25 protein-coding genes, 1 tRNA gene and 1 pseudogene are annotated in these 25234 nt (G+C 64.5%); 5 read left to right on the top strand and 22 right to left on the bottom strand.

Going from position 1 to position 25234, the window contains the following annotated elements:
* Positions 1-382, bottom strand: a pseudogene (locus Q0964_RS01070) (RNA-guided endonuclease TnpB family protein); the annotation flags it as partial.
* Between the two features lie 44 nt (positions 383-426).
* On the opposite strand from Q0964_RS01070, the gene tnpA reads away from it, so the two are divergent.
* Positions 427-813 carry an IS200/IS605 family transposase gene (gene tnpA / locus Q0964_RS01075; RefSeq protein ID WP_299262564.1) on the top strand — a complete coding sequence of 129 codons (387 nt, stop codon included), beginning with the start codon at positions 427-429 and terminating at the stop codon, positions 811-813.
* Positions 814-1123: 310 nt separating this feature from the next.
* Here the strand turns inward: tnpA and Q0964_RS01080 are convergent, their stop codons facing one another.
* From Q0964_RS01080 to Q0964_RS01090, 3 genes are all read right to left on the bottom strand, one after another.
* Positions 1124-1429 carry a hypothetical protein gene (locus tag Q0964_RS01080; RefSeq protein WP_299262504.1) on the bottom strand — a complete coding sequence of 102 codons (306 nt, stop codon included), beginning with the start codon at positions 1427-1429 and terminating at the stop codon, positions 1124-1126.
* A 318-nt stretch (positions 1430-1747) separates the two neighbouring features.
* The gene (locus Q0964_RS01085; protein WP_299262505.1) at positions 1748-2824 is read right to left on the bottom strand and encodes an archaeosine biosynthesis radical SAM protein RaSEA; all 1077 of its coding nucleotides are present in this window, start codon (positions 2822-2824) and stop codon (positions 1748-1750) included.
* A 43-nt stretch (positions 2825-2867) separates the two neighbouring features.
* Positions 2868-3293: a VanZ family protein gene (locus tag Q0964_RS01090; RefSeq protein WP_299262508.1), complete on the bottom strand. Its 426-nt coding sequence runs from the start codon at positions 3291-3293 to the stop codon at positions 2868-2870.
* A 435-nt stretch (positions 3294-3728) separates the two neighbouring features.
* Between Q0964_RS01090 and Q0964_RS01095 the strand changes: the two genes are divergently transcribed.
* Positions 3729-5681 (top strand): aldehyde ferredoxin oxidoreductase family protein, encoded by a 1953-nt coding sequence (locus Q0964_RS01095; protein WP_299262511.1) that lies wholly within the window; start codon positions 3729-3731, stop codon positions 5679-5681.
* Positions 5682-5705: 24 nt separating this feature from the next.
* On the opposite strand, the gene Q0964_RS01100 is transcribed toward Q0964_RS01095, so the two are convergent.
* Positions 5706-6344: a hypothetical protein gene (locus Q0964_RS01100; protein ID WP_299262513.1), complete on the bottom strand. Its 639-nt coding sequence runs from the start codon at positions 6342-6344 to the stop codon at positions 5706-5708.
* 188 nt (positions 6345-6532) lie between these two features.
* Here Q0964_RS01100 and Q0964_RS01105 point away from each other — a divergent pair, with 188 nt between their 5' ends.
* Complete coding sequence (locus tag Q0964_RS01105; protein ID WP_299262516.1) at positions 6533-7450, top strand: alpha/beta fold hydrolase; 918 nt, start codon at positions 6533-6535, stop codon at positions 7448-7450.
* Between the two features lie 518 nt (positions 7451-7968).
* Here the strand turns inward: Q0964_RS01105 and Q0964_RS01110 are convergent.
* The 15 genes from Q0964_RS01110 to Q0964_RS01180 all read right to left on the bottom strand — a co-directional run bounded on the left by Q0964_RS01110 (position 7969) and on the right by Q0964_RS01180 (position 22499).
* Entirely contained in the window at positions 7969-8331 is a 363-nt protein-coding gene (locus tag Q0964_RS01110) for a DUF8048 family protein (RefSeq protein WP_299262519.1), read from the bottom strand.
* Entirely contained in the window at positions 8331-8606 is a 276-nt protein-coding gene (locus tag Q0964_RS01115; RefSeq protein ID WP_299262521.1) for a MoaD-like domain-containing protein, read from the bottom strand. The genes Q0964_RS01110 and Q0964_RS01115 overlap by 1 nt, the downstream gene beginning before the upstream one ends.
* Complete coding sequence (locus tag Q0964_RS01120) at positions 8606-8893, bottom strand: ubiquitin-like small modifier protein 1 (RefSeq protein ID WP_299262523.1); 288 nt, start codon at positions 8891-8893, stop codon at positions 8606-8608. The genes Q0964_RS01115 and Q0964_RS01120 overlap by 1 nt, the downstream gene beginning before the upstream one ends.
* 41 nt (positions 8894-8934) lie before the next feature.
* Positions 8935-9318 (bottom strand): DUF7971 family protein, encoded by a 384-nt coding sequence (locus Q0964_RS01125; RefSeq protein ID WP_299262525.1) that lies wholly within the window; start codon positions 9316-9318, stop codon positions 8935-8937.
* A 43-nt stretch (positions 9319-9361) separates the two neighbouring features.
* A complete protein-coding gene (locus tag Q0964_RS01130) occupies positions 9362-10564 on the bottom strand; it encodes a hypothetical protein (RefSeq protein WP_299262527.1) in 1203 nt (400 codons plus the stop codon).
* Positions 10565-10630: 66 nt separating this feature from the next.
* Positions 10631-12382 carry an archaeosine synthase subunit alpha gene (arcS, locus tag Q0964_RS01135; RefSeq protein WP_299262529.1) on the bottom strand — a complete coding sequence of 584 codons (1752 nt, stop codon included), beginning with the start codon at positions 12380-12382 and terminating at the stop codon, positions 10631-10633.
* 51 nt (positions 12383-12433) lie between these two features.
* Entirely contained in the window at positions 12434-13948 is a 1515-nt protein-coding gene (gene tgtA, locus Q0964_RS01140; RefSeq protein ID WP_299262531.1) for a tRNA guanosine(15) transglycosylase TgtA, read from the bottom strand.
* Between the two features lie 426 nt (positions 13949-14374).
* Complete coding sequence (locus tag Q0964_RS01145) at positions 14375-14935, bottom strand: NUDIX hydrolase (protein ID WP_299262534.1); 561 nt, start codon at positions 14933-14935, stop codon at positions 14375-14377.
* Between the two features lie 104 nt (positions 14936-15039).
* Positions 15040-15429, bottom strand: a complete 390-nt coding sequence (locus Q0964_RS01150; RefSeq protein ID WP_299262536.1) for a cupin domain-containing protein — start codon at positions 15427-15429, stop codon at positions 15040-15042.
* A 40-nt stretch (positions 15430-15469) separates the two neighbouring features.
* Complete coding sequence (locus Q0964_RS01155) at positions 15470-16951, bottom strand: glycosyltransferase family 2 protein (RefSeq protein WP_299262538.1); 1482 nt, start codon at positions 16949-16951, stop codon at positions 15470-15472.
* 302 nt (positions 16952-17253) lie between these two features.
* A complete protein-coding gene (locus tag Q0964_RS01160) occupies positions 17254-17712 on the bottom strand; it encodes a hypothetical protein (protein WP_299262540.1) in 459 nt (152 codons plus the stop codon).
* A gap of 168 nt (positions 17713-17880) precedes the next feature.
* Positions 17881-19308, bottom strand: coding sequence for an outer membrane protein assembly factor BamB family protein (locus tag Q0964_RS01165; protein ID WP_299262543.1), 1428 nt, complete (start codon positions 19306-19308; stop codon positions 17881-17883).
* A gap of 510 nt (positions 19309-19818) precedes the next feature.
* Positions 19819-19891, bottom strand: a tRNA-Pro gene (locus Q0964_RS01170).
* A gap of 66 nt (positions 19892-19957) precedes the next feature.
* A complete protein-coding gene (locus Q0964_RS01175) occupies positions 19958-21709 on the bottom strand; it encodes a hypothetical protein (RefSeq protein ID WP_299262546.1) in 1752 nt (583 codons plus the stop codon).
* Positions 21699-22499 (bottom strand): ABC transporter ATP-binding protein, encoded by an 801-nt coding sequence (locus Q0964_RS01180; protein WP_299262549.1) that lies wholly within the window; start codon positions 22497-22499, stop codon positions 21699-21701. The genes Q0964_RS01175 and Q0964_RS01180 overlap by 11 nt, the downstream gene beginning before the upstream one ends.
* Before the next feature lie 102 nt (positions 22500-22601).
* Here Q0964_RS01180 and Q0964_RS01185 point away from each other — a divergent pair, with 102 nt between their 5' ends.
* Together Q0964_RS01185 and Q0964_RS01190 are read left to right on the top strand one after the other, a co-directional pair.
* Entirely contained in the window at positions 22602-23114 is a 513-nt protein-coding gene (locus Q0964_RS01185; protein WP_299262553.1) for a YfcE family phosphodiesterase, read from the top strand.
* A gap of 337 nt (positions 23115-23451) precedes the next feature.
* Entirely contained in the window at positions 23452-23910 is a 459-nt protein-coding gene (locus Q0964_RS01190) for an NUDIX domain-containing protein (RefSeq protein ID WP_299262555.1), read from the top strand.
* A gap of 2 nt (positions 23911-23912) precedes the next feature.
* Here Q0964_RS01190 and Q0964_RS01195 read toward each other — a convergent pair whose 3' ends face one another.
* Positions 23913-24284, bottom strand: a complete 372-nt coding sequence (locus Q0964_RS01195) for a hypothetical protein (RefSeq protein ID WP_299262559.1) — start codon at positions 24282-24284, stop codon at positions 23913-23915.
* A gap of 617 nt (positions 24285-24901) precedes the next feature.
* A partial coding sequence (locus Q0964_RS01200; RefSeq protein WP_299262562.1) for a hypothetical protein occupies positions 24902-25234 on the bottom strand: 333 nt, incomplete at its 5' end.

Raw genomic sequence — 25234 nt, forward strand, 5'->3', positions numbered from 1 at the left:
CGCGGTTCGTGTCATCGTCTACGGTGAGGCGATAGCCTTCCGTATGCGCCATCACGAGCGGGTACACACCGGATTTGTCCGTACTCGGCGGCGTCGGCTTGCCGCCATCAGGGTTGTCTTGATTCTCCCACCAGTCTGTGAGTGATTGGTAGGAGTCCCACGTTTGGAGGGCTTTGCCGACGACCGCGCACTTGTTGTTCCGCAAGAAGTCGTCGCGGTCAACTTCCTTCTGTATCTCGGTGCGATTGTACCCGCGTTGTTTGAGGCAGATGGTTTGGTTGAATATCTCGCGTGAGGCGAGCCGGGCGTCGTGAAGCCACGACCGTTCACCAGACGCTATGTGAAGGCGCGTCTGAATCGTCTTCGTGGCTTCCTCGCCCATACATTGACAATCGTTCTAGAATGTCATAAATGTAGGGATTAGGGATAGAGAAGTACCGTATTCACGCACATTCGAAGTATCATTTTGTCTGGTGTCCCAAGTACCGCCACCCGGTTCTCAACGTGGTTGAAGAAGATGTGCGGGAGTTGTTTGGTGAGACTGCCGACCACTTCGGGCACGAGGTTCTCGCCTTGGAGATTGCGGACGACCACGTACACCTGTTCGTCCAGCGCGACCCGAAGCACAGTCCAGCAGATATTGCTCGGCAATTCAAGTCGTACTCTGGCAAGCACCTACTGGAACGGTATCCCGAGATTCGGGAGGCGTATTTCTGGGGTGGTGGGTTCTGGAAAGTCGGCTACTACGTGGGGTCAACAGGGGCAGTATCGGAGGAAGTGGTTGAACAATATATCGAGGAGACGGAACACTAGGCCGAGTGTCGGGCTTCACCCCCGACCCCGGTGGGTCGGGGAACTCGCCCTCGTAGGTTGTTTAGAGCGGGAGTCCACTGACAAGCCTCGGGGCTTGACTCCGAGGCAGTTGACCGTTCGTGATGAGCGTCGTTCTGAGTGACGAGTCGCCCTGAGCGACGCGTCCCGCGGGCACGTGCCCGCACCGAGCATCGCCAGTCAGTTACCACGGTCCTGGGGGTGTGGCCGTGACGGACCGCCGTCTCGCCGCCATCGCCGTCGTAATCGTCGACACGTCCGGCGTAGTGGTGCCGCCGGAGAGCCGTGGGTGCTACCCGGTCGGTGTCTCACACCTCGGCAGGGTCGAGGTGTAGTTGTCCCGGACACCACGCGTTTCGTCGAGCCAGATTGCGTAGAGCCGATCGTTGCAGTCGAAATCGTCGTCGGTCAACGCCACCGTTGCCGAGTCGCTCGCGCGTTCGATGGTAACTGTGTAGTGCCTCGACCGGTGCATCTCGAACGCGAGCATCCCGTCGGCTGGGAACCCGAGTCGACGCTCGTAGATCGAACTGTTGTCCGGACCGTAGGCCATCGTGACGTTCAGTGTCCGGTTCGGGCCGGCGTCCAGGACGAACACACCAGTCGCCCCATCGAACCGCCTGGTCGCCGGATCACCGACGGTCAGCGAGCGGAAAACGTCGTGTGTCCCCTCAGGTGCACGGGACGGAAACGGCACGCGCGGCAGGACAGTTCTATTCGAGCCAGTCACATCGGGCGGCAACCGGCGGGTGGTCGACGTCTCGGACTGTGTTGGTGGCAGTGAGAGCGAATCCGTGGGCGACGACTTCGAAAAACCGATTCCGGAACGTCCGCTCAGCAGGATGAGAGCAGGAGGACGAGTGCGGGACGGCGCATATCGACCGTCCCAGCGGTCACGACAAATCTCTTGTGTGGCTCACCGCACGAGCGGCTGGTTGTAGCCAGTCTCCCGTTCCAGCACGAGTTCCCAGGTTCGCTCGCACGCACAGGAGACCTGCTCGAACACCGAGGGGTCCTGCCGGAGGTCGAAGTCCTTGATCGCCTTCTGAACGCGGTCGTCACACTCCCCACAGTTGTGGGCCCCGCGGTCGCTGCCGTGGCCGACCGGGTCCGAGACGACGATCACGTCCTCGTCAGCGGTAGCTTCCAGCACCTCGGCGACCGACCAGAGCCACGGCGGGCGGTAGCCCCCGTCGTGGTAGAGGTCCTCGACCATCGTGTGGCGCTGGACGTTGGTGGGGTTCATCGAAACGGTGTGACAGCCCGCCACGGCGGCACATTTTCGGACCGAACGCTCCATGTCTTCGAGGGCGTCCGGTTCCGAGAGGAAGGGCGGCTTCAGCAGGAGGTAGGCCTTGACCCCTGCACCGGCGTCCCGGGCGTCCGCCGCGGCCCGCTCGAACTCCGAGAACTCGAAGTACTTGTTCACACAGTCCTGGCGGACGCGGTCGGTCGCGGTCTCCAAGCCGACCGCGACATCGGTCTCCAGTCCCTGTTCGGTGAAATCTGTGATCTTCTCGTGGTCGACGAAATCCGGCAGGGATTCGACGACGATGCGGTCGCGGTCGGCGAAGGTTTCGGCGATGGCCTGCCGGGTCTCGGCGGGGATTTCGCGCTCGTCGAGGAAGGAACCGGAGGTGTAGATCTTGATGAGCCCGGACTGGTCGTCCGCGCTGTCTGCCTCGTGGTCGAGACACTTCTCGATCTGTGTCAGCAGGTCCTCGTGGGCCACGGTGCCGTCCTCGACGGACTCGGCGACGTAGCCACACATCGTACAACCGCCGGCGCGAGCCCACCGGCAGCCGCCGGTGTTGAGGATGATCGTCAGCGACTGGTAGACGCCGTCGGGCGTGTTGTCCTCGTCGATCCAGACCCGCGTGGGTTCGCGGGGGTCGTACGTCTCGTCCTTCCGGGACCGGATCTCCCGCATCGCTTGGTTGTGGGCGTCCATCCCTTTCCCCTGCTCGTAGACATCGGGGCTCGGCTTGCTCATTACCAGAGTGCAGCCGTTCCGGGCGTAAATCGGCTTCGACCGGTCACTCCGTGGCCGAGGTGACGGAGTTCCGGTCGCGTGCGCGGCGGCGTGTCTCGAGCCAGAGTGTCAGTCCGACCACCGCGGCACCCACCGCGTTCGCAAAGAGGTCCCCGGCACCGAACGCCCGGAGCGGGTGGAACGCCTGAACCACCTCGATGCCAGCACCGTACGTGACCGTGATTCCGACTGCGGTCGCAATCTGTCGCGCCGTCGTCGCCCACAGCGCGTACGCCAACAGCGCCGCGAGTACCGCGTAGCCGACGGCGTGGAGCCACTTGTCGACGCCGACCAGTCCGAGGGGACCGGTCGGTGCCAACCCGCCGGCCGGCGGGTCCGCGACCGAAGCCACCAGCACGGCCGCGGCGTCACAGATGGCAGGCACGGTCCGGAGCAGACCGGTCGTGTGGCGTTCTGTCGGCCACTGCATGTACGGGGCTGGTCGGCGGACGAACAAGTCCTCTCGGGTTCCTCACCGCGACGTCATCGTCGAGTCGAACTCGAGTCCGACATGGTCGGTCGGGCAGTGCGGCCGTTGCTGTCGGTCGTCGGCGTAGAGTTGCGCTGGCGGGGACGGCTGTCGCCGGAACACCCGTCGGCTGACCGGCGCCCGACGCACCAAGCAGTCCGCTGCCCTGACGACCATCGTCCCCGTTCGTCGTACGCGTCGCCGTCCGTCCCCGTTGGTTGACTGTGTACCGTCGTCTCTCGTGCTGCTCCCACCGGTGCGTGCGGCCAGTGTCAGTTGTTTATTCCGCCGAATATAGATGGCTACTTATAAGCCGAAACGTAACTGAAAATGGTTACCGACGCCTGGGAACGACTAACAGGCTTCGGCCCTTAGGTTACAATGGTACGTTAAATCATGACAGACCTCGGAGGTTTCCACGACACTGTCGCCCGGATAGACCTGAGCGCGGGCGACGTACAGTACGAAGGTATCGACGACGAGGACGCGAGGAAGTACATCGGTGCACGGGGACTCGGCGTCAAGTACGTCTTCGATCAGGGACCCGAGGTCGACCCCCTGGGCGAGGACAACCTGCTCGCGTTCATGAACGGGCCGCTCACGGGCACCCAGACTACCATGAGCGGTCGGATTGCCATCTGCACGAAGTCACCGCTGACAGGCACTGTCACGGACTCTCACCACGGCGGCTGGTCGGGAGCGCGGCTCAAGTGGGCCGGCTTCGACGGCCTCCTGTTCGAAGGGAAGGCCGACGAACCGGTGTACGCCGTCGTCGAGGACGGGGACGTCGAACTCCGGGACGCCTCTCACCTCTGGGGTGAGGGGGTCCACGCGACGCGCGACCAGTTGGAGTCGGAGGTCGACGGCTCCTACGGCAAGAATCTCTCCGTGATGGCCGTCGGGCAGGCCGGCGAGAACGAGGTGAAGTACGCCTGCATAATCAACGAGGACGACCGTGCCTCCGGCCGAGGCGGTACCGGCTGTGTGATGGGCTCGAAGAATCTCAAGGCCGTCGTCGTCAAAGGGAAGACCGAGATGCCCAAGCCCGAAGACCCAGAGACGTTCAAGAAGGGGCACAAGCAGGCCATGCAGGTTATTCAGGAGTCCGACGTGACCGCCCCCAACGAGGGCGGCCTCTCGCTGTACGGCACGAACGTCCTGATGAACGTCACGGAGGAGATGGACGGCCTCCCCGCGAAGAACGGGCAGTACTCCTCAACGGCGGCGATGTCCGACGCGGAGGGCGACGACGAGGGCGAGCGGCTCATCGACTCCGAGAACGTCTCCGGCGAGAACGTTCGGGAGAATATCCTCGTCGACGAGCCGACCTGTCACTCCTGTCCAGTCGCCTGCAAAAAGGAGGTCGAGGTGCAGGCGATGCACAAAGGCGAGGAGATGAACGTCCGGACGGAGTCCTACGAATACGAGTCGGCGTGGGCGCTCGGGCCGAACTCCGGCCACCACGACCGCGACCGGATCGCGGTCATGCTCGAGCGGTGTAACGACCTCGGGATGGATACCATCGACACCGGCAACACCATCGCGATGGCCATGGAGATGATCGAGGAGGGCAAACTCGACATGGACGACTCCATCGAGTGGGGCGACAGCGAGGAGATGATCGACCTCATCGAGCGCATCGGCCACCGCGAGACCGACCTCGCGGACCACCTGGCCGAAGGCCCCGACCACATGGCCGAGGCGTTCGACGCCCACGAGAACTCGCTGGCGGTGAAAGGCCAGTCGATGGCCGCCTACGACCCCCGATGCATGAAGGGGATGGCCATCGGCTACGCCACGTCGAACCGCGGGGCCTGCCACCTGCGCGGGTACACGCCCGCCGCGGAGATTCTCGGAATCCCGGAGAAGGTCGATCCCTACGACCCCGAGGGGAAGGGTGAGCTCTGTGCCACCTTCCAAGACATGCACGCTATCAGTGATTCGTTCGACATCTGCAAGTTCAACGCCTTCGCCGAGGGCATCGAGGAGTACGTCCTCCAGTACGGCGGAATGACTGGCCTCGACGTCAGCGAGGAGGATCTGATGCAGGCCGGCGAGCGCATCTACAACCTGGAGCGGTACTACAACAACCTCGTCGGCTTCGACGGCGCGGACGACGACCTGCCGGACCGCTTCGTGGAAGGCAACGAGAACGCCATGCCCGCACAGGGCGCGAGCGAAGGCGAACTCGCGGAACTCGACCAACTCAAAGCCGAGTACTACGAGGTCCGTGGCTGGGTCGACGGCGTCGTTCCCGACGAGAAGCTGGACGAGCTCGGCATCGACGTGGGTCCCGGCACCGGCGTCTCCGTGGGCGACTCCGGCGCGGCCGCACCCAGCGACGACTGATCCACCACAGCGTTCTTTGACGACTCACCGTACCAGCAGCGCGCCGATCAGTCCGCCGGCCAGTGTCAACCCCACGAGCAACCACCCTTCCAGCCGGGTCGCGAACACCTGTGCGTCTGCGGTGTAGAGGAACTGCTCCGTGACGACCACCCCGACCAGCCCGGCGGCCGTCGACCGACTCCCGAGCGACCCGTCGTCGCGCCGACCGCCGCCGGCGGCTCCGTACCCGGCGTCGGGCGTACCGAACAGAACCCAGATTGCGAACCGGCCGAGACCCGTCTCGTGACGCCGCTCCAGCGTCGCGAGGAGGTAGACTCCGAGTCGCGTGTACTCGTCGTTCCAGAGCCTCCGGGCGGTCGTCTCGTCAGCCGACCTATCGTCTTCGAGTCCAGCCAGCGTCCGCTCGACAGCGAACGCGGCACCGACGGCGGCCGTGCCCGCGAGGTGGGTCACGCCGACGATCCACGACGAGAGTTCACCCTGGACTGGATACACGAAGACGGCCGCGAGCACCGCGACCGTGCCCGCCCGTGAGAGCCAGTACAGCCGTCGGACGAGCGCGTCGTAGTCGTACCGATTCAGGAGCTCCGTGAGACGGGTCGTCGCGTCGGCGAGGACGGCCGCTGGCGGTTCGTCGGCGGTCGGTTGATCCGCTGGCCCCATCGATGGTAGGCTGTCGTTCGCTGACGCGCTTGAACGTGGCGAGTCGAGCCCCGCCGCCGATCCGCAGCCGCCGGCCCGGGAACGCCCCGGGTCGGTCGTTCGGCTGCACGAACCGCCGCTGGGTTGCTCGAGACGAACACACCACTGTGTCGGTGCGGCTTAGTGGCTCGGCCGCGACCGGATGCGTGATGGACGATTCACTCACCGATGTCGACCTGGAACATCACAACGCCGTCGTCGACGACGTGCGACTGCACTACGTCGCCGCCGGTCCCGATGACGGCGACCTCGTGGTTCTGGTACACGGCTTCCCGGAGTTCTGGTACTCCTGGCGCGAGCAGATTCCACCCCTCGTCGAGGCGGGCTATCGCGTCGTCGCGCCCGACCTCCGAGGGTACAATCGGTCGGAGAAGCCCCACGGCGTCGACAGTTACGCCATCGAGCATCTGGTCGGGGACGTGGTCGGACTCGTCTACGAGCAGGGCCGCGACACTGCCAACCTCGTTGGCCACGACTGGGGTGGAGCCATCGCCTGGGCCGTCGGTATGCAACGCCCCGACGTACTCGATAGTTTGACCGTGATGAACGCGCCCCACCCGGCCGCGTTCGCCCGGGAGTTCGACCTCGCGCAGTTGAAGCGCTCCTGGTACGTCCTCTTTTTCCAGGTGCCGTGGCTCCCCGAGCGCCTGCTCTCGGCTGGCGGGGCTCGCGCCGTCGGCGAGGCGTTCCGTAACCAACCGGCGAACCCCGACGCCTTCGACGACGAGGACATCCAGCGGTACCGCGAGGCGTTCGCCCGACCGGGTGCCGCCCGCGCCGCGGTGAACTACTACCGGGCGTACGTCGACGGCATCGGCGTCCCGATGGCCAAGGCCACTCTGCCCGGCCTCCGTCGATTTTTCGACCCGCCAGGTGACACCGAAATCACGGTCCCGACGCTGGTGTTGTGGGGCGAACAGGACGCCGCACTCGGCGTCGGCATCTCCGAGGGACTCGGCGAGTGGATTCCCGACCTCCGTGTCGAACGGTTCCCCGACGCGAGCCACTGGGTGCAGTGTGACGAACCCGAGGGAGTCAGTGCGGAACTGGTGGACTTTCTGGACTGACAGAAGACATTTACACGGACCTGCGGAGTCGCCGGTGTGTCACCGGTCGAATCGAGGAGAAGGATTGTCCGCTCGTTGGGGGCAGTAGCTGCGTTTGGAATAGCCGGGTGCAACACTACTGAGAGTACGAAGAACAGATTTGCTTCCGGGAACGACAGCCAGTACTCTGGATTATCGAGCAAGCGGGCCAGAGAGATCACAGTAGAAGCAGAATTTGGACACGTGGAAGATCACCTCGAGAAAGCAGACTGTCTGGAGGATCATGGAACCAGTGATTCGACAGTTCGAGAGCAGGCAGAAATCGATTATCAGACCGATAGGGGTGTGTACGTCGACGTGGTAGTAGGATGTTGTACTTCGACGAAAGATAGGGAAGATGATTCTAGCTCAGAAGCACGATACTTCCTCACCCAAGACGAGGCCGAACGAGTCGATGGAACGGACATCTCTCCACGTGCTAAACAGTGCGATAGCGATCGAGACGGAAGCTGTTCTTTCATCTCCGACGGGTGCGAGGACTACCCCTCGGTCCCCAGCACCACACAGTCCCTGACTTCCAGGGCGGTCTCGAACTCCTCGGTCCGGTCCAGTTGCCGGCCATCGCGGGTCATCTGTTCGTGGTGGGCGCGCCGGACGGCGTCGGCCTGCCGCGGGCCGAGGTCCAGCCGCTCGCGAACGTTCGCCCAGTGCCCATCCTCGACGAAAAAGGCCGTTCGGTCGTCGGTCTCGTAGGCGCGTTCGTACTCCCGGACGTACGTCTCGCGCCGGGGACGCAGGTCCGCCGCCACGCGGTCGACCAACTCCGGCAGACGCTGGGGGCCGACGCTGGCTTTCGCTGCCACGAGGACCAGCACGTCCCCCTCGATGTGGTCGCCCGTCATCAGCCGCCCGCTCGCATCGCCTTTTGCGAGAACCTCTCGACGAGTTCCTCGACGGGACCGTCCTCGCCCTCGAAGACGACCGACACCTCTGTCAACTCCATCGAACCGGCAATCGAGACTTTCTCGGCCGACAGCGTCGCGGACCAGTCCTCGCCCGTGACTTCGGCTTCCGCGTCGTCCTCGCGCTCGCCCGCGACGAGTTCACCACCCAGATTCTCGAGGTAGTGGACTGCCAGACGCTTCGAGATGCCCCGGAACGCCTTCTCGCGGCGCATCAGATCACCCCGCCCGCGACCGGCGGAAACACCGACAGCGAGTCGCCGTCTTCGAGTACCGTCTCGCTGCCTTCCATGTGAGTCACGTCCCGACCGTTTTTCAGAATCGAGAGCTGTGGCCGAATCGTCCCGTCCTCGTCGAGCAACTGCCGTTCGAGGTCGGGGTACTCCGCCTCCAGTGTCGAGAGAACCGCGGCGACCGTCGCCTCGTCGGGGAACTCCCGGTCGAGGGATTTCTGCCCGACGATGGCCCGGTAAGTGGCGAAGAATCGACATTCGAGATGCATACCGCTTTGCAGGGTCGGAGCCGGCATAAATCTACGCCGTCTCAAAGATCCCGCAGTCGGATACCGTCCTCAACGACGCGTTGGTTGCGCTCGCGGTCCAGTCGATCGGCCAGTTCCTCGTGTTCGTACAGCTGGCCGATCAGGTCGGCCATCAGGTTGCGCCAGCAGATGGCGTAGATCGGCGACTGCCCCCAGGCCCGCAGTTCGGGGACGAAGCCGTCGTAGGTGTCCATCCGCTCCTCGAACAGTTCGATGGCGTCGAGAACGTAACTCGCCGCCTCGTCGTCGTCTTCGTCGGTTATTGCGCGGTTGATTCGTCGCTGCCAGCCCCCGACGGCCCGTTTCATGTCCTGTTCGGCCGCACCGTCGTCGTCGGGCAACGAGTCGAGGATGGGTTCGGGGACGGCGAGTGCAATCTCGTCCATGACCACCGGGACGGGTGGCGTGAGTAAAAGCCTCCCGGCGGGGTCACGACGCGCCGAGAGTAGTATCGCTGGCGGTCTCGGTCTCGATTTCGGACCCGTACTGGAGTTCGACACCGTCGAGGAACGCCGACACCGACGGCACCCGGCGCGAGAACGAGGCCGCGTCCTCTGGAACCGTGGGCTGGCTCCCGACGTTCGCGGTGACGTTGTAGTCGCCGAACCGACCCGAAGCGACGATGTAGAGGGTCTCACCCGACTCCAAGGGTTCGGAGAGCGTCAGGTTCCCGAAAGACGAGAAGCCGGAGCCGACCTGCACCCGCGTGTCGGCCGGGATCGCGTCCCCACGCTGGTGAGTCAGCGCCAGCACCTGTCCCTCGCTCTCGGTCGAGACCGTCGCGTCGGGGTAGCCACTGGCCCAGTCTGGCTCGGTGACGCTCGTCTCCCCGACTCCCGAGACGGTCACGGTCATGCTCTCGGTCTGACTGGTGTTGGTGTTCGTCGCTTCCCAGTGCATCTCGCGGATGACACCCTCGGACGTGACGAGGGCGTACCCGCTCGGGTTCTCGAGCCCGGACTGAACCGAGAGCCCGTCCGTCGAGCGATTGAACGAGTCGATCGAGAGCCGGAGCAGGTCCTGGTCGTCGACCGTCGTCATCCCATCGACCGACAGGGACATGCCGTTGAGCGTCGTGAACGGGATCACGCGGATCAGTCCCAGGAACTGGTAGCCGGTGTAGGTGTTCGTCTCGCCGTAGGAGTAGGTGATCGGCGGCGACTTCGATGCGTTCTGACGGGCCACGGTCGATCCGGACCGCCAGAAGCTCTCGGACTGGCCGGTCGTCGCGTTGACGTATCGGAGGCGCTCGCCGGCCGACCCGTTCCGGTGGACGAGTCCGAGCGTCCCACCGCTGGACCTGAAGACCATCCGCGTCTCGGCGTTCGAGCCCGCCGCCTCGAAGTGGGCGTTGACGAGCGTCGTCGCGTTGGTGACACCGGAGCTGTCGACGCCCGGCGGGTACATGTCCGGCGACACCGCGTCCATGCCACCACTGCCCGGTCCGGCCGCCGAGACGTCAATACCGAGGGAGTCCGGAACGTCCGGCGTACTTACACTGACGTCGGCCTGTGTTCCGTCCGTCGCCGGTCCGTCAGTCCCGGTCGGGGACGCCGTTCCCTGTCCGCCGCCGTTACAGCCCGCCAGCACGAGCATCGCGGCGATCGTCACGGTCAAGAGTACGCGCTTCATCCATCGGTTTTTGACGCGGAGTAAAAAAAGAAGCTTCCGCTTCGGACGACCCCTCCGGGCGGGTCGTCACTGCTCTTGCACGTGTCGGACCTGGCTGGCGATGCCACGGGTCGATTCCACCATCTCCGGCCCGCTCATGGCCGCGCGGCCGACGCCGAAGGCGGATGGCCCCTCGATCACGACCTCGTCACCCGGCCGAATGTCGTCGCCCGCGTCGACCACGCCCGGCGCGAGAACGCTTCCGTGGGGTACGAAGTCGTCGATCTCGACTCGCGCGACCGGCGCGTCGCTCTCGACCCAGCGCCGGCCGCCGGCCAGCGTCAGCGAGAGGACACCGTACTCGGGGACCATCGCGGCCAGTTGCTCGCCGTCGCCGTCGGTCACCCGCAGTTTCGGATAGCGTGACTCGGTGTGCAGGTCGTCGAACAGCGCGTCACCCGCGCCAGCCCCGAACTGGTAGTCGGCGATCGCTCGAACGGTGTTGTGTTCGCGTTCGCGTTTCGGGTACGTCAGTTCGCCCTCCAGTTCGGCGGCGAGACTGGAGAGGGACTCGCTGGTGGTGGGGTGGTCGTCGACGGTGAACACGGGCTCGACGTCGAGGTCGGCGGTTGCGTGCTCGACAATGTCGCGGTAGCCCCCCGGTGGGACGTGGGCGATGACGTTCGGGTAGTCGTTGCGTCGGAGATACGTCTCCAGCACATTGGCGACGAACTCGATTTCGGTGGCGGTCCACTCACCGGTGACCACCGAGTCGTAGTGCTGGGCGGGGTAGGTGCATTCCAGTTCCTGTGGAACGACGCCGATGGGTGAGGTCATCGAGGCGACGTGGGCGCGCCACTGGATCACGTCGTGGTACTGGCCGTGGCTCTGTGACTCGCTGTACGGTTTCGTGGCCGAGCAGGGGACCAGCACGAGGGGGTTCGGAAAGCGACTGCGGTAGCGGGTCGTCACGCGCTCGGCGAAGCGCTGGATTTCCACTCGCCTGAGGGTGTCGTCGGTCGCGGCCGTAATCTCCTCGCGGCGAACAACCGGCGTCCGCTGTTCGAGGTAGCTGTACTGCTGGTCCAGCCGACGGACGGTGGCGGTGAGCCACTGGTCGTGGCGGGCCTGGCCCTCGACGTAGTCTCTGAGCGACCCGTCCCGAATCCGGCGGCGAACGCGTGCGAGTTCCGCGGCCAGCGCCCGCTGGTTGTGGTCGGCACAGTCCTCGCGGTCGAACGCCGCGGCGGGTTGCTGGCAGGCGGGACACGCACACGGGAGTTCGTCCAGGTCTTCGAGAAAATACTCGCCGTCGGTTGCCTGGTAGAATCCCTGTGTGCCCCGCAGGACGGCGCGGTCCGTGTCCACGAGGTCGACGCCGGCGTAGACCAGCGTCGCGACGTTTGCAGGCGTGGCGACGCCCGGAAAGTAGAGTGCGGTGTCGGCTGGCGTAGCGTCCTGGACACTCATCAGGGCGTCCACGAACGCGGCCGCGTGGCCGGCGTAGCCGGTTGCGTTCGCGAGGACGTAGGCGTCGGTGCCGTGGTCGGCGGCGGTGGCGGGCGAGACGACCGCGGCGCTAGGGGAATCCACGTCCGGATAGTCGACGGCAAAGGCGTCTTCGACCTCCTCGGGCGTGCCGGCGGGCAGGCCACGGTGGGAGAGGACGGTGAGCGTCGACTCGTCGCCGTCGGGCACCTCGCGGTCCTCGGGCCAGAGGCTGCCCGCGTCGGTGACGACGTCGTCGGCGAGGGCGGGCGTCGTGAGCGACTCCGTGAGTCGGAGTTCGCCGATGCGAGCGGCCCCGTCCCGCTCGTGAACCTCGAAGTAATCGGTCATGGCACGGACTCGGGCGAGCGCGGTGAACTATCTTTCCTTCCGGGTGCCGGCTCAGGCGTGCTCGTCGGCGTTTCCGTCGTCCCGGTCGTCGAACGCGTCGTCGACGCCGAGTTCGTACGTGTTCACGTCACCGGGCACTCGCTCGAGCGCGCGCGCGGGCCAGCCGGTGTGGCCAAGCGTGAAATCCACGTCCGGATTCGCCTCGACCAGCCGCGCCACCCCGTCGGCCGCCCGGGCGTAAGCTCGCTCGTCCAACCGCTCGGGCACCTCGGCGTTGAGGGGGTACACCTCCGAGAGGTCACGCGGGAACGGACCGAACGGCGGGACGACCCGCCAACTCTCGTCGTACGCCTCGTTCGCGTCACCCTCGGTGAGCAGAACCGCCCCGTCGGCGTCGAGCCGTGCCAGTCGCTCGTGATGACGATTTATTTCGGGTCGGGCCGCACTCTCTCCGGAGAGGTAGAAGAAGGCGTCCTTCGAGGCGGGGTCCGTCTGCTCCAACTGGTCGGCGTGGTCGCCCAGCGCGCGGTAGCCGTCGAGCATCGTCGGGTGGCCGCGAGCGCGTGCTTCGACGAGTTCCAGCAGATTCCCCTGCCGGATGGCCTGTTTGATCCGCCGGATCTCCCCGAACGTGACGTGGAGGTTGTGTTCGGCCAGCAGACGCTCGCGTTCGGCCCCGCCGCAGGTCTCCAGTTCGTCGGGCGTGTGGCTCGTACAGACCGGACACTCACAGGGAAAGTACTCCAGGTCTTCGAGGTGTTCGGTCCCTCGCACAGTCAGGTAGCGGTCGTCACGGGCGTACAGCGCGTAGGCCGCCGAGTCGAACAGGTCACAGCCCATCGCGACCGCCAGCGCGAACATCATCGGATGCCCCGCACCGAATAGGTGGACCGGTGCGTCCGCGCTCAACCCGCGTTTGGCCGCCGCGACCATGTCTACCACGTCGGCAAAGCGGTAGTTGTTGAGCAGGGGGACCATCGCACCGACCGGAAACACGTCGAGACCGGTCGCGTCGGCCTCGCGTGCGGCCCGCTCTCGGAGGGCGGGGTAGGTCGAACCCTGGACCGGCGCGTTGACCAGCATGTCGCCGGTGTCGACTGCCGTCGCGAGTTCTAGTCGCTCCTGGGTCGTGTCTCGCTCCGTGGCAGCCTGCTCGTGGCTCACGTCCGGCGGTGTCGGGATGTCGACCGGCGTCCCGATGTCCGAGCCGATGTCGCGCTGGAACTCGAGAATCTCTCGGGTGTCCACGTCGATATCGCCGTATTCGGAGAGCTGAAAAGAGCCCGAGTCGGTCATGATCGCCCCGGAGAAGTCGTAGAGGTCGTGCAGGCCCGCAGAGAGAGCGTTCTCGCGGACGTCGTCGGAGCCGTAGAGGATGTAGCCGTTCGTGATCAGGATTTCGGCGCCGAACTCGGCTGCCATGCGGGCCGGCTCGACCGTCCGGACGTGGGGGTTGACCACTGGCAGGAGCGCCGGTGTCTCGACGGTCACCTCCGCCCGGGGAACCTCTAGCTCGCCGATGCGGCCGGCGGCGTCGTAATCGCGAACCTCGAACCAGTCGGCCATTGGCTCGCCTTTCGTGGGCGCGGTTCTAAGCGTTGTGTTCCGCAGAGGCTCGCGGGATGACCCGGTCGACGATTCCATCACACTCGTCGTCGAAGCTCGGGACAGTGTCTGGACGTGTGTAAAGCTCAGACTCCGATCGTCGAATCGCTCGAACAGGTCGATTGCGGCCTCGAAGACGGCCGAATCGACGTACGCGAACGAGTACACGTCGGGGAACTCTTTCGCGTCACGTACGTTCTCACCGACGGTCTGTGTCGCCTCGAACTAACCGGCTCGTTCGTGAGTCGGTGGTATCTGTTTGCCCGTTGTGAGTTTGACCGCTGCCTGTAGCTCTCCGAGACGGGCTCTCGCGTCCTCACCGGCTTTCACCGCAGTCGCCATACTCTCAGTCACGTCCGAAACTCAGTAGCCCTTTGCACCGCTGACTCACCCGAACAGTTCGTAGTAACAGACGCCGTATGCCGTCCGGCCGTCCCGGAGGTCCCCATTTTCGACCGCGGCCAGCAACTCCTCGAACTCGGTCGTCTCGACGCTGATCGACTCGTTGTGGTCCAGCTTTTGTTCGCCTGCGGGCTCACAGCCCTCGGCGACGAAGTAGTGAAACACCGCGTCGGAGAACCCGTTGGCGGGCTCCACAGTCGTCAGATGCTCGACTGCGTCGGCCTCGTAGCCGGTTTCCTCATCGAGTTCCCGGTGGGCCGTCGCCGCGAGGTCGGCGTCCTCGCCTTCGACACCGCCAGCGGGGAACCCACGGTTGACCCGCTTGACCGCCTGTCGCCACTCTTCGATGACGACCACCTCCCCGTCGGGGGTAAAGGGGAGGACGACGACGCTCTCGCTCTCTGAGAGGTAGTCGAAATCGGTTTCGGCCCCGTCGGGAAGGCGAACCTGTTCGTGCTGGACGTCAAAGCCCGGACAGATGTACGCCGTCTCGCCGTACAGCGTCTGCCAGGCCAGTTCGTCCTCGTGAGCAGCGTCGTCGGTCATACCCATGCCAACGCCTCGGGAGTCAAAAGGGCCAATAAAACACCGGACAATCGACCCTCGGTTTGTACACTCGGAACGTTTTTACCCGTCACGCCGCCGTACGGTTACGCGCCGTCATCGTCTGTCTCGGGCTCGTACGGCCGCCCGATGTCGAACGTCGGCGCGCCGACGCCAAACACATCGACCGATTCGGCCGCGTCGGCCGGGTTGTACGGCCGAATCGGACTCTCTGGCTCGACGACAAACGTCTCGTCGGCACCGATTACGAACGTCTCCGCTGGCGTCTCGACGTGGAGGTCGCCGGAAAGCACGTAGAACAGTTCCTCACGCTGGTCGTGGTAGTGATACGTCGTCGCGAGGTCTTCGCCGGGTGCGACCTGATAAACCGCGGCGGCGAGCTGGGCGAGTTCCGCCGCCTCGGCCAGCGACCGGCGGTCACAAGGATGGTCCGGGGACGGCGCTAGCTCGTCGGGGTCGATGTGGTGATAGCCCATACGAACGGTTCAACGGCGGGGAGTTGAAGAATCGCGTGGATCAGTCGGATTTGCTCTCGGTCCCACCGGTCTTCGAGCCCGAGTTGGCCTGAGAGTTGACCCGGGCGGTCGTCACGTAGATGCTCGGTCGCTCGAAGATGACCTCGTCGAGGAAGGATACCACGTAAACGATGCTCTGCAGTGCCAGGTACACCCACAGCGTGAACGAGGCGAAGGCCTCCAGACCGTCGTGACCGAACCCGTCGCGGTAGTCCTGCACGAACACCATACACGCCGCAACAGCGGGCGAGAGCGCGAGCAGCGTCCAGAGCGCGTTTCGGACGAGCGGCGAGAAGTACGTCGCGGTCGGAACCCCGTTCTGAAGCGTCGTCCGCAGACCCATATCGGTGAGGATAGGAGCGGTCACTGTGTTGTGGACCACGATGTCACGCACCATGTCGAACAGCAGAATCGGGAAGGTGAACGCGACGAGGACAGGCATGAGCGCGTAAGCGAACGTAAAGGCGGCGTCGAACCGCTCTCGGACGGACATATTGCGACTGCGGGGGAGTCGAAACAGATACCGGAACGCGACCTGCATCCAGCCGCGGGCCCAGCGTTTGCGCTGACTCCACCACGACTGCAGAGTGGCCGGGTTCTCCTCGAACGTGACGATGGAGGGGTCGACCCGGAGTTGTTTCCCGGCGTCGTGAATCTTCGAGGACATGTCGATGTCCTCGACGAGGACGCTTTCGTCGAAGTCGCCGAGTTGCTCGAACATCTCTGCTCGGAAGAACGCCTGCCCGCCGCCGAAGATGGTGAACCCGTCGAGGACCTCCCGGGCGAACAGGTCGCCTTTCTCGGCGATGTGGCGCTCGACGGTCGCGTGCAGAGCCAACAGCGAGTCCCGCGGGTTGTCGCCGTAGCAGCGACCCTTGACACACCAGATATCCTCGTCGGAGTCGAACCACGCCACCGCGCGGCGAATGGCGTCGGGCTTGAAGCGGTGGTCGGCGTCGATACTGGCGATAACCTCACCGGTCGCGTACTGGAGCGCGTAGTTCGTCGCTTTGGCCTTCCCGCCACCGGGTTCGTCCCGTTCGACCGCTTTGAACCGCTCGTCGTCGGCGGCTGCGTTCTCACAAATCGCCGCCGTCTCGTCGACGGAGTCGCGTTCGTAACAGAGAATCACCTCCAGCTTCTCGGCCGGATAATCGAGATTCCGACACGCCTCGATTGTGTCGGGAAGCACCGCAGCCTCGTTGTACGCCGGAACAAGTACACTGACGTCCGGCAACTTGGTGTCCGATAGCGTCAGTTCGGGCGTCTCCGACCGTTTGAATGAGAGTAGTGCCGACACGAGCGCCCGTCCGGTCAATCCGAGCAGGGAAACAAGCATGACGGTGGTAAGTACCCGAAACCACGTGTCGGGAAAAATTATCGCCGGGAGGTACAGCGCCCCCATTACGCAGAGGGCGACGGCGATATAGCGGAGAGCTCTCCTGTAAGAGAACGTTTGACTCTCCGCAGTCTCTACTTTCATAGAACCCAATCGGTCGGACATTAAGAAATAATTGGTGATTTACCTCGGGAGAGGCAGACAGATGTCAGACGACGGGAGTACGCTCCGACAGTGTCCGTCGGGAGTCGCCATCGTGGCCGTCGGTGCTGACAGGTGGTGGTCGAACCCGTGCGTCGCTGGTTTCTCTGGTTCGGACATAAAGGGGTGGACCCGAGTCTGAGCGGGACCTGCGCCCCGCAGGGACGCGATTCCGGTCTCCGAAGCCGGAAGCGTACCGGGCTAGCCGACCGACCGAGGTGCACGCGAGCGTCGCGCTTCAATCGTCAGGTCTCCGCCCGCTCGGCCAGTGCCGACAGCGTCTCCGCAGCTCGAAGGTCGGCGATGGAGCAGTACCACGCCCCGCGGACGCCTGTCCCGTCGTTGCCGACCGGCGCGTCGAGGGGAACGAGGTCACCCAACTCGAAGACGGTCACCGCCTCGGTGTCCGAGAAGGGGTCGATAGTCGCGGCCCAATCGTCCTCGTCCATCGGCCCCGGGCCGCCCCGCGTCTGGTCGACACGGTCGGTTACTCGTGCGTAGTGTGTCACCGCAGAGACTGGCGCCGTCCGGTAGAACGCCATCCACTCGAACGACCGGCGGGTGCGCCGGTAGGACTGCGGCGACGGGTAGAGCCCTGCTCGGCAGCGTTCGAAGGTGTCCGGTTGCGTCGCGACCACGCAGACTCGTCCGTCGGCCGGCGCGTCGTCGGCGGGCGTGTCGGCAGCGAACCGATCCAAGTCCATACGCTGTATCGTGTCGGGACGCACAAATACGGCAGGCCCGTCGGGGTCGGCCGCTACCTCTCTCACAGGCGAACGCATTCGACCGTTGTATGACCGTTGTTCGAGGAAGTGGGCCGGCGCGGATTCGGGCTGTCACGAACCCGCCGAGGTCACCGCACACCCGTTCGACTATCCATCGGGGAGGTCGTAGGCGTACAGGCCGCCCAGGGCCGTGTCGGTGGTCTGTAACAGCGTGTACAGCCTGTCGCCGTCGACGGAACGGGGACCGCCGTGTACCCAGAACTCGTCGATCGTATCCCTGTCTGCCCCGGCGACCCGTCGAATGCGAGTGTCGGTGCCGTTCTCCTCTCTCCCCTGCGTCTGTCGGGTGCCGGAGACGACGTAGAAGCTCTCGTCCGCGGCACCGATTATCGGCACGAATGTCTCGGTCGTCCAGCTCACCGCCCACGTCTGTCGGTCGATGGCGACGGTCCGGCGCTGGGTCCGGTCCGGGCGAGTGGTCAGGAACACGTGGTGGTTGTTCGTCCTGACGCGGTCGTAGGCCGTCGGCGAGCGGGCGTCCTCGGAGACCGGGCCGAGTTCTGCCCCGTCCCGGCCGTACACCGAGACGGTCCTCCCGACGACGAGCACCGCGTCGTCGAGTACGACCGGCCCGACGTTCGGGTCGACGTCCGGTTGCACGGACCAGCGGTTCGCGCCGACTGCCCTGTCGAACGCGTGCAACTGCGTTCCTCCCCCGGAGACACTGACGACGTACACCCGGTCGGGCCCGACCGCGAGGTCGTGGACGCGGCCGACCGATTGCTCCCACCGGACGGCGCCGTCGGACCCGCGCCGGACGACGAGCGTATCGCTCTCTCCCGGGCGTACCAGGAACGCGGTCGTCTCCGTCGTCGCGGCAACCGTCGCCGGTCGGTCGAGAAAGCGGCGTTCACCCGTGGCCACGTCGTACCCGGCGACGACCGGGTCCTCGTCAAGACGACCGTTCGAGACGAACACGGTAGCGGCCGCGGCGGCGAACGACGCGTTGGGTTCGGGTTCGAGCGCGCTGGCCGCCATCGTGTAGGCAAGGTCGCCGTCGGCGTCGAACCGGGCCACCTCCGGGGTTCGACCGGGAGTATCACCGCCGAACCCGCCGCCCCCCACGCTCTCAGCCTGGTCGAAGCCGACGACAGCGCCGCCACCGGCGTCGACTACCCCCTCGACGCTGCTGTCGAACCGATCGCCGTCGAACTCGGTTCGCCACCGGTTTGCGCCGTCGGCGGCCGCGACCGCGGTGACGGCGTGGTCGAGATCCGCGTCGGGATTCTGCCGTTCGTACAACTGACCGGCGAGGTGTACGACGGAGCGGTCGGTGGTCACGGTTTCGACGGTCCGGCCGATGTTACGACGCCCGCTGTCGATACCGCGTCGTCGTGGGTCCCGGCCTGGCGCGGCGAGACCGAGCGGGAACGCGTAGTCGTGACCGTACACCCAGGCCGCACGCGACCCCTCGTTTGGGGGGGCTGTTTTATTTGCCGCGGAGTCGTCGCCGCACCCGGCGGCCGCGACGGCGGCCCCAACTCCGACCACGCGGACGAACTGACGTCTGCGCATACCGGTGATTTATTCGAATCGATATATGTTTTCTGTCCAGGTTTCCAGGCCGACAGCTCTGCTGTACAGTCCGCGGCACCCAGCGCTGTCCGCATCGCCACGCCGGACGCCCGCCCTGGACGGTTCGCACACGCCGAGTTCGAGAGCGACACCGGTGCGTCGGGTTCATTGGGACGGGGCTTCCGGGTCCTGACTCGTCTCTCCCCCTCCACTGTGCGGTTCAGGTAGCTCTCTGTCTCGGCGACAACGTCCCTCGGTGCGAAGGATAAAAAAAGCGGGGTCAGTGCGGATGCGAGCCACCTGCGGGCGTTCTCGCATTCTCGGATCGCCGCCCGACGTTCGATCTGCCACGGGCTGCTTACCCGATTATCGTCAGGTAGTTCAAACGCTGCAGACCGACACGGGTATCGGAACACCGAAGTACCGTCCCTGAGTTCACGTCGTGGCCTCCTCGTCCAAATCTCCCCAGTAGCCTCACCCGCCGCTCGCTGTTTGATCGGAAAACGGAAGTGGGCCGGCGCGAATTCGAATCGCGGTTACGGCCACCCGAAGGCCGAAGGATACCAAGCTACCCCACCGGCCCGTGCAGTAGCAACCGAACAATGACACGGGTCAGCTTTAACGGTTGCGAAAGCCGCCACCGTCGGGACTAGTCGAGTGTGTGTCCCCGGAACCGACGTGTGACGGCCCCGAACGCCCAGATCGCGAGCAGACACACGACGGCGAGCGGGAGGACGTACCCGGCCCAGCGAACGGTCTGGACGGGAACAGCGGCGATCTCGGCCCCGACCTGCCCCAGCCAGGTTGCGATTTCACGAGCGGGGCCGACGCCCTGGCCCGCGAGGAAGCCGAACGGCAGCGCCAGGAGGACACCGACGAACAGCGACAGGAATCCACGCGTTCCTGCCGGCGCCAACGTCGCGGCCGCGGCGACGGTACCCGGGACGCCCAGCGTCAGCGAGTACAGTACGACGGCACTGAGGCTCGGAGGAACGATCTCTCGGTCGCTCCCCACCCGGACCGGATCGTATCGGGGGAAGGCCATCCCGAGCGCCGGAGCGATCACGACCGCGGCCGGGGTCAGTACGAGCGCGATCACCCCGAGCATCGCGACCTCGAGGGGCGCGTACGGCCCGGCGAGACCGGTCGCGACAGTCGCGAGGACGGCCACTGGCAGGCCCAGCGTCAATCCCGGCAACGCGAGACCGACGGCGTAGTCCCGGCCGGAGGCGAGCGACGTGAGTGTGGCCGGCAGGGCCGCCCCCTCGTCGCCCAGCGGGTTGAGGCCGAACACGGCCCCGGCGAGCCAGGGGAGTGCGACGACAACCAGGGGCGGCAGCAACGCCAGGATCGATCCCACACCAGTCTGGGCGACGTTGACCAGACTGACGCCGAGGAGGACGACGGGCAGCACGAGGAAGGAGAGCCGCTGGGGGTTCCGACGGGCGACGACGACCGACCGCTGGGCGATCCGGTGAGCGGGCTGGCCGATCGCCGGCAGCGGAACGGGGGCGACTGCGGCGGCGAGCGGGTCGGCGGCGGCGCCGGTATCGATCCGTGCCTGCTCGGCGGCCACCGCGTCCTCGACCGTGTCGCCGAACCACAGCGCCACACCGAGACGTTCGACCACGAGCAGGCCACCGGCGGTCCAGGCCACCCCACCGACGAGCATCGCGGCCGCCCGGGGGAGCGAACCGGCGAACGGCGAGCCGATCACCGCGAGGTCGACGACCCACGAGAACGGGAGCCAGCCGAGCAACGCGGTCACGCCCTGCCCTCCGAAGTTCTGTAGCCCGACGTAGCCGCCGACGAACACCACGACCGCCAGGAGGCTGAAGACGGATTTGTTCTCGGCGACGACGCGATAGCGGGCCACGAGCAGTTTGGCGAGCAGTCCCAGCACGAATCCGATCACGAGCGCCGTCGCGAGGAACAGGAGGACGGCAGCCACCAGGAACGGCGCCATCAGCGGTGACCCGGTACTGACCACGAACGCGCCGCCCAGCAACGCGACGGGCACAGCGAAGTAGGCGAGCGCCCGGAAGCACTCGGCGCTGAGCAGCCCCAGCGCGACGGCTCGGACGGGCACCGTCAACAGCATCAGCGACTCCTGGTCGATGCTGTGGTGGCGCGACCCCGCGCGCTGGGCGCTGATGAACACCGCGAACAGCCACTGGATCGCGACACTGCCACGGACGACGTTCGACACGTCGCCGGCCGGTATCTGGTTGCCGAACTCCAGGATGAGCCACGTCCCTGCCAGGACCATGAGACCGAACAGCACGGCGACGACGCCAATCAACGCGAGCCGTGCCGAATCCCCGCGGAGCGCCCGGACCGTTCGGCGAAACTCCAGTCGCCCGATCGCGAGGCCCTGCCGCCCCCAGCCGCTAGCGGGCATCCGTGACACCCTCCACCGTCGCCTCGTCGGCCGCAGGGTCCTCGCTGGTCACTTCGAGGAACACGTCTTCCAGCGTTCGCTCGTCCGCGCCACCAGCACCGTCACCGGCACCGGTGTCGGCCTGCCGTTTCAGGTCACCGGGCGGCCCCTCCGCGACCAGCCGCCCGTCGTAGAGGACGCCAACCGTGTCGGCGTGTTCGTCCACGACCGGCAGGATGTGTGTCGAGAGGAGGACCGTCGTCCCCGCGTCGGTGAGGTCGTCGATCATCTCCCGGATCGTCCGTGCAGCCCGCGGGTCCAGCCCGCTGGTCGGTTCGTCCAGCAAGAGGACGTCCGGGTCGTGCAACAGCGACTGGACGAACGCCGTCTTCTGACGCATGCCCTTCGAGTAGGCGTCGATTCGCCGGTCGGCATCCTCGGTGAGGTCGAGCCGGTCGAGCAACTCGTCGATCCGCTGGCGCGTGGCTTCCTCCGGCAGGCCGCGCAGCCCTGCAACGTAGGTCAGCTGCTCGCGGGCGGTGAGTTCGGTGTACAGCGGTGGTTCCTCTGGGAGGTAGCCGACCCGCTCGATGAGCCGTTCCCGGTCGTCGACGGGGACGCCGGCGACGCGTGCGCTCCCGTTGGAGGGGCGGGTCAGCGACGTGAGCATCCGCATCGTCGTCGTCTTTCCGGCTCCGTTAGGGCCGAGGAAGCCGTACACGACGCCCTCGGGAACCGCGAGGTCGAGGCCCGCGACTGCCGTGGTCGATCCGTACCGTTTCGTGAGGTCGGTCGTCTCGATCGCTGTCATGGGGACCAGTCGTCCACCACTCCAACCGGAGCCCGTATGAAGATGGGGTCGCGTTTTCCGACCCAGAAAAGCTTCATTGTCCGGCCGGTCGTCGCCCCACACATGCAGGTAGGAATCGTCTCCGACACGCACGACAACTACGGCGCCGCCGAGGAGATTGCCAGGGTCTTCGACGACCGCGGAATCGACACCCTCGTTCACTGCGGGGACTTCATCGCTCCGCCGCTACTCGGGGCCTTCGACGGCCACGAGTTCGACATCCACGGCGTCATCGGGAACAACGACGGCGAACGCGACGGCCTTGAGACGACTCTCGATAGCTTCAGCGACGGGAGCCAACTTCACGGCCGCGAGGCAGTCCTCACCTTCGACGGGACGTCGATCCACGTCCTCCACGGCGACCAGGGCATCGATGTCGTCAACGACCGCGCGGAGTCCGGCGACTACGATTACGTCTGCTACGGCCACTTCCACGTCGCAGAACAGCGCGTCGTCGACGGCACGACCGTCGTCAACCCCGGCGCACACTTCCCAACCGTCCCCGACGAGAACCGCACCGTCGCCTTCCTCGATACCGACACCGGCGAGACGGAGTTCGTCAACATCGACGGATGACGGAACTACCGCTATCGAACTGGAGTACCGGAAAACCCAACTGCGCCGGTCAGGAGAGGTCGGGAACGAGCGGCGCGTCGGCCTCGTCTACACGCTCGTTATTGGACGTTTTCGCCGCCGTGCGACCACCGTCGGTGCGGACGCGATTCGTAGGCATTTCGGGAACGAGCGGAGCCATCGTTTCGATCTGAGGCCGTTCAGTCATTTTGTCTTCGTCACATCGTGGGAGAGGGACCTACATAAACATCACGGTCTATAATTATCACGGTCTTTCCTGCGTCGGTACGTGGTGGCGTGGATAGCAACCGAAAAGATGTCGGGGCACGGCAGTACGTCTATGAGCAACGGTCCGGTTCCGGCGGCGGAGTGGGAGACGGTCGTCAGCAACGTGCCGCTGGTTTCGGTCGATCTCGTCGTCGAAACCGACGGCGGTGTCGTCCTCGGGAAGCGTGAGAACGAACCCGCGAAAGGCGAGTGGTTCGTCCCCGGCGGCCGCGTCCGCAAGCACGAGCGACTGCACGACGCCGTCGAACGGGTTGCCGAGTCCGAACTCGGGTGTGCCGTGGCCACCGAGCGTCAGCTCGGCGTCTACGAACACCTCTACGATACGTCGGAGTTCGACGACACGGGCGGCAAACACTACGTCCCAGTCGGCTTCCACGTCAACCTGAAAGACGGTGGCGAGCTCGAACCAGACGACCAGCACAGCGCGGTGCGGACGTTCCAGCCACCGTTCGAGTTCGACCTGCACCCGTACGTCGAAGCGTACCTGGACGACGCCGGACTTCTGGAGTGAGGCTATCCGGCCGTCTCGTTCCCGTCCCGGAGTCTGTCTCTTTCGAGGAACCGGGAGAGTCGGAGTCGCCCCGCTTCCTCCTCTTTCGTCATCTCACCGTTGACTCGGTCCTCCGCCCACCGGATCTGATACCGATACCACTCCAGCGTGTCGTTTCCGTTCCTGACCTCGATGTTGAGCACCCCCGCGTACCAACCGTCGGTGCGGTTGAGACTGCGCGGGAGTGTCAGATTCTTGTAAACGTCGGTTACGTTAGCGACCTGGTCGTAGTAGCGGCTGGAATTGAGTTCGCGGTCGGTTTCGTAGGTGAGGAAGGCTTCGCCGCCGTGTTTATTCAGTGATATTACGTTAACATTGATACGATTTTGCAGCATGGTATTCATCCTGCCTATATACTCATCACCATCATTTGGTGGCTGTGAGGTTGTAGTATTCCATAACTCTCCAGAGGCAACTATAGCGTCAATATAATCATTAAATCTCCAGTTATTTTTGATGTAGTTCATTGCCCACCAGTCTTCAATTATTGAGTCCCAAACTACAGAATCGTTGGCACTCTTTCCAGTGATATGTAATCGTGATATTCCCCAGTTTGATCCCGATTTATAACTCTTATTAATCACTCTCGCAAATGACGCTGAAATGAATGATAGTTCTCGTGTGGTGCGTGAGTCATTACTAAAGTTCCCAAAATATGATATTTTTAGTGTTGTATTATTCTTACTAACGCTCGAAACATTTATATTGAACTTACTGACTTTATATAATAATGAACTTTGGTACTGTTGTCTTGTTCCTGATTTAGGTAGTTGGTTTCTATCACCATTTTCTATCGTATTATTATCACTTTCCTGACCAGTTGGAGAGTTCATGATCGGGGTATTTACATTTTGTACTGTATTGTTTTGCCCGTCATTTGTATCAGGTTTTATATTACTACACCCAGCAGTGGTTAGAAGTACGAAGATTATGAACACGACAGTCGCCTTTTTTAACATATAAGACATATGCCCCCAGACCCACCGCTGACTGAACTATCATCATTATCATCGTCAGAAGGTGTGTTACGTAGACCTATTCCAGAGATTATGTTGTTGACCATGTCATTAAGTGTGTTATCGGGGTTGTCGTTAGCGCTGTCCTGATTCTGGTTTCCACGATTCTCATCATCGTTAATAAAGTCAGTTTCAACCGCTTCCCCGGGGTCGGCAGTCGCGACGTTCGTCAGCTCTTGATTGGTCGGATTCGACTGTCGGACGACTTCGCCAGTCTCGGTGTCGACGGTCGGCGCGCGGAAGGTGATGGTCCTATCGGCCCAGTCGGC

Origin of the sequence: Halorientalis sp., assembly GCF_028275115.1 — an archaeon.
Taxonomy (GTDB): Archaea; Halobacteriota; Halobacteria; order Halobacteriales; family Haloarculaceae; genus Halorientalis.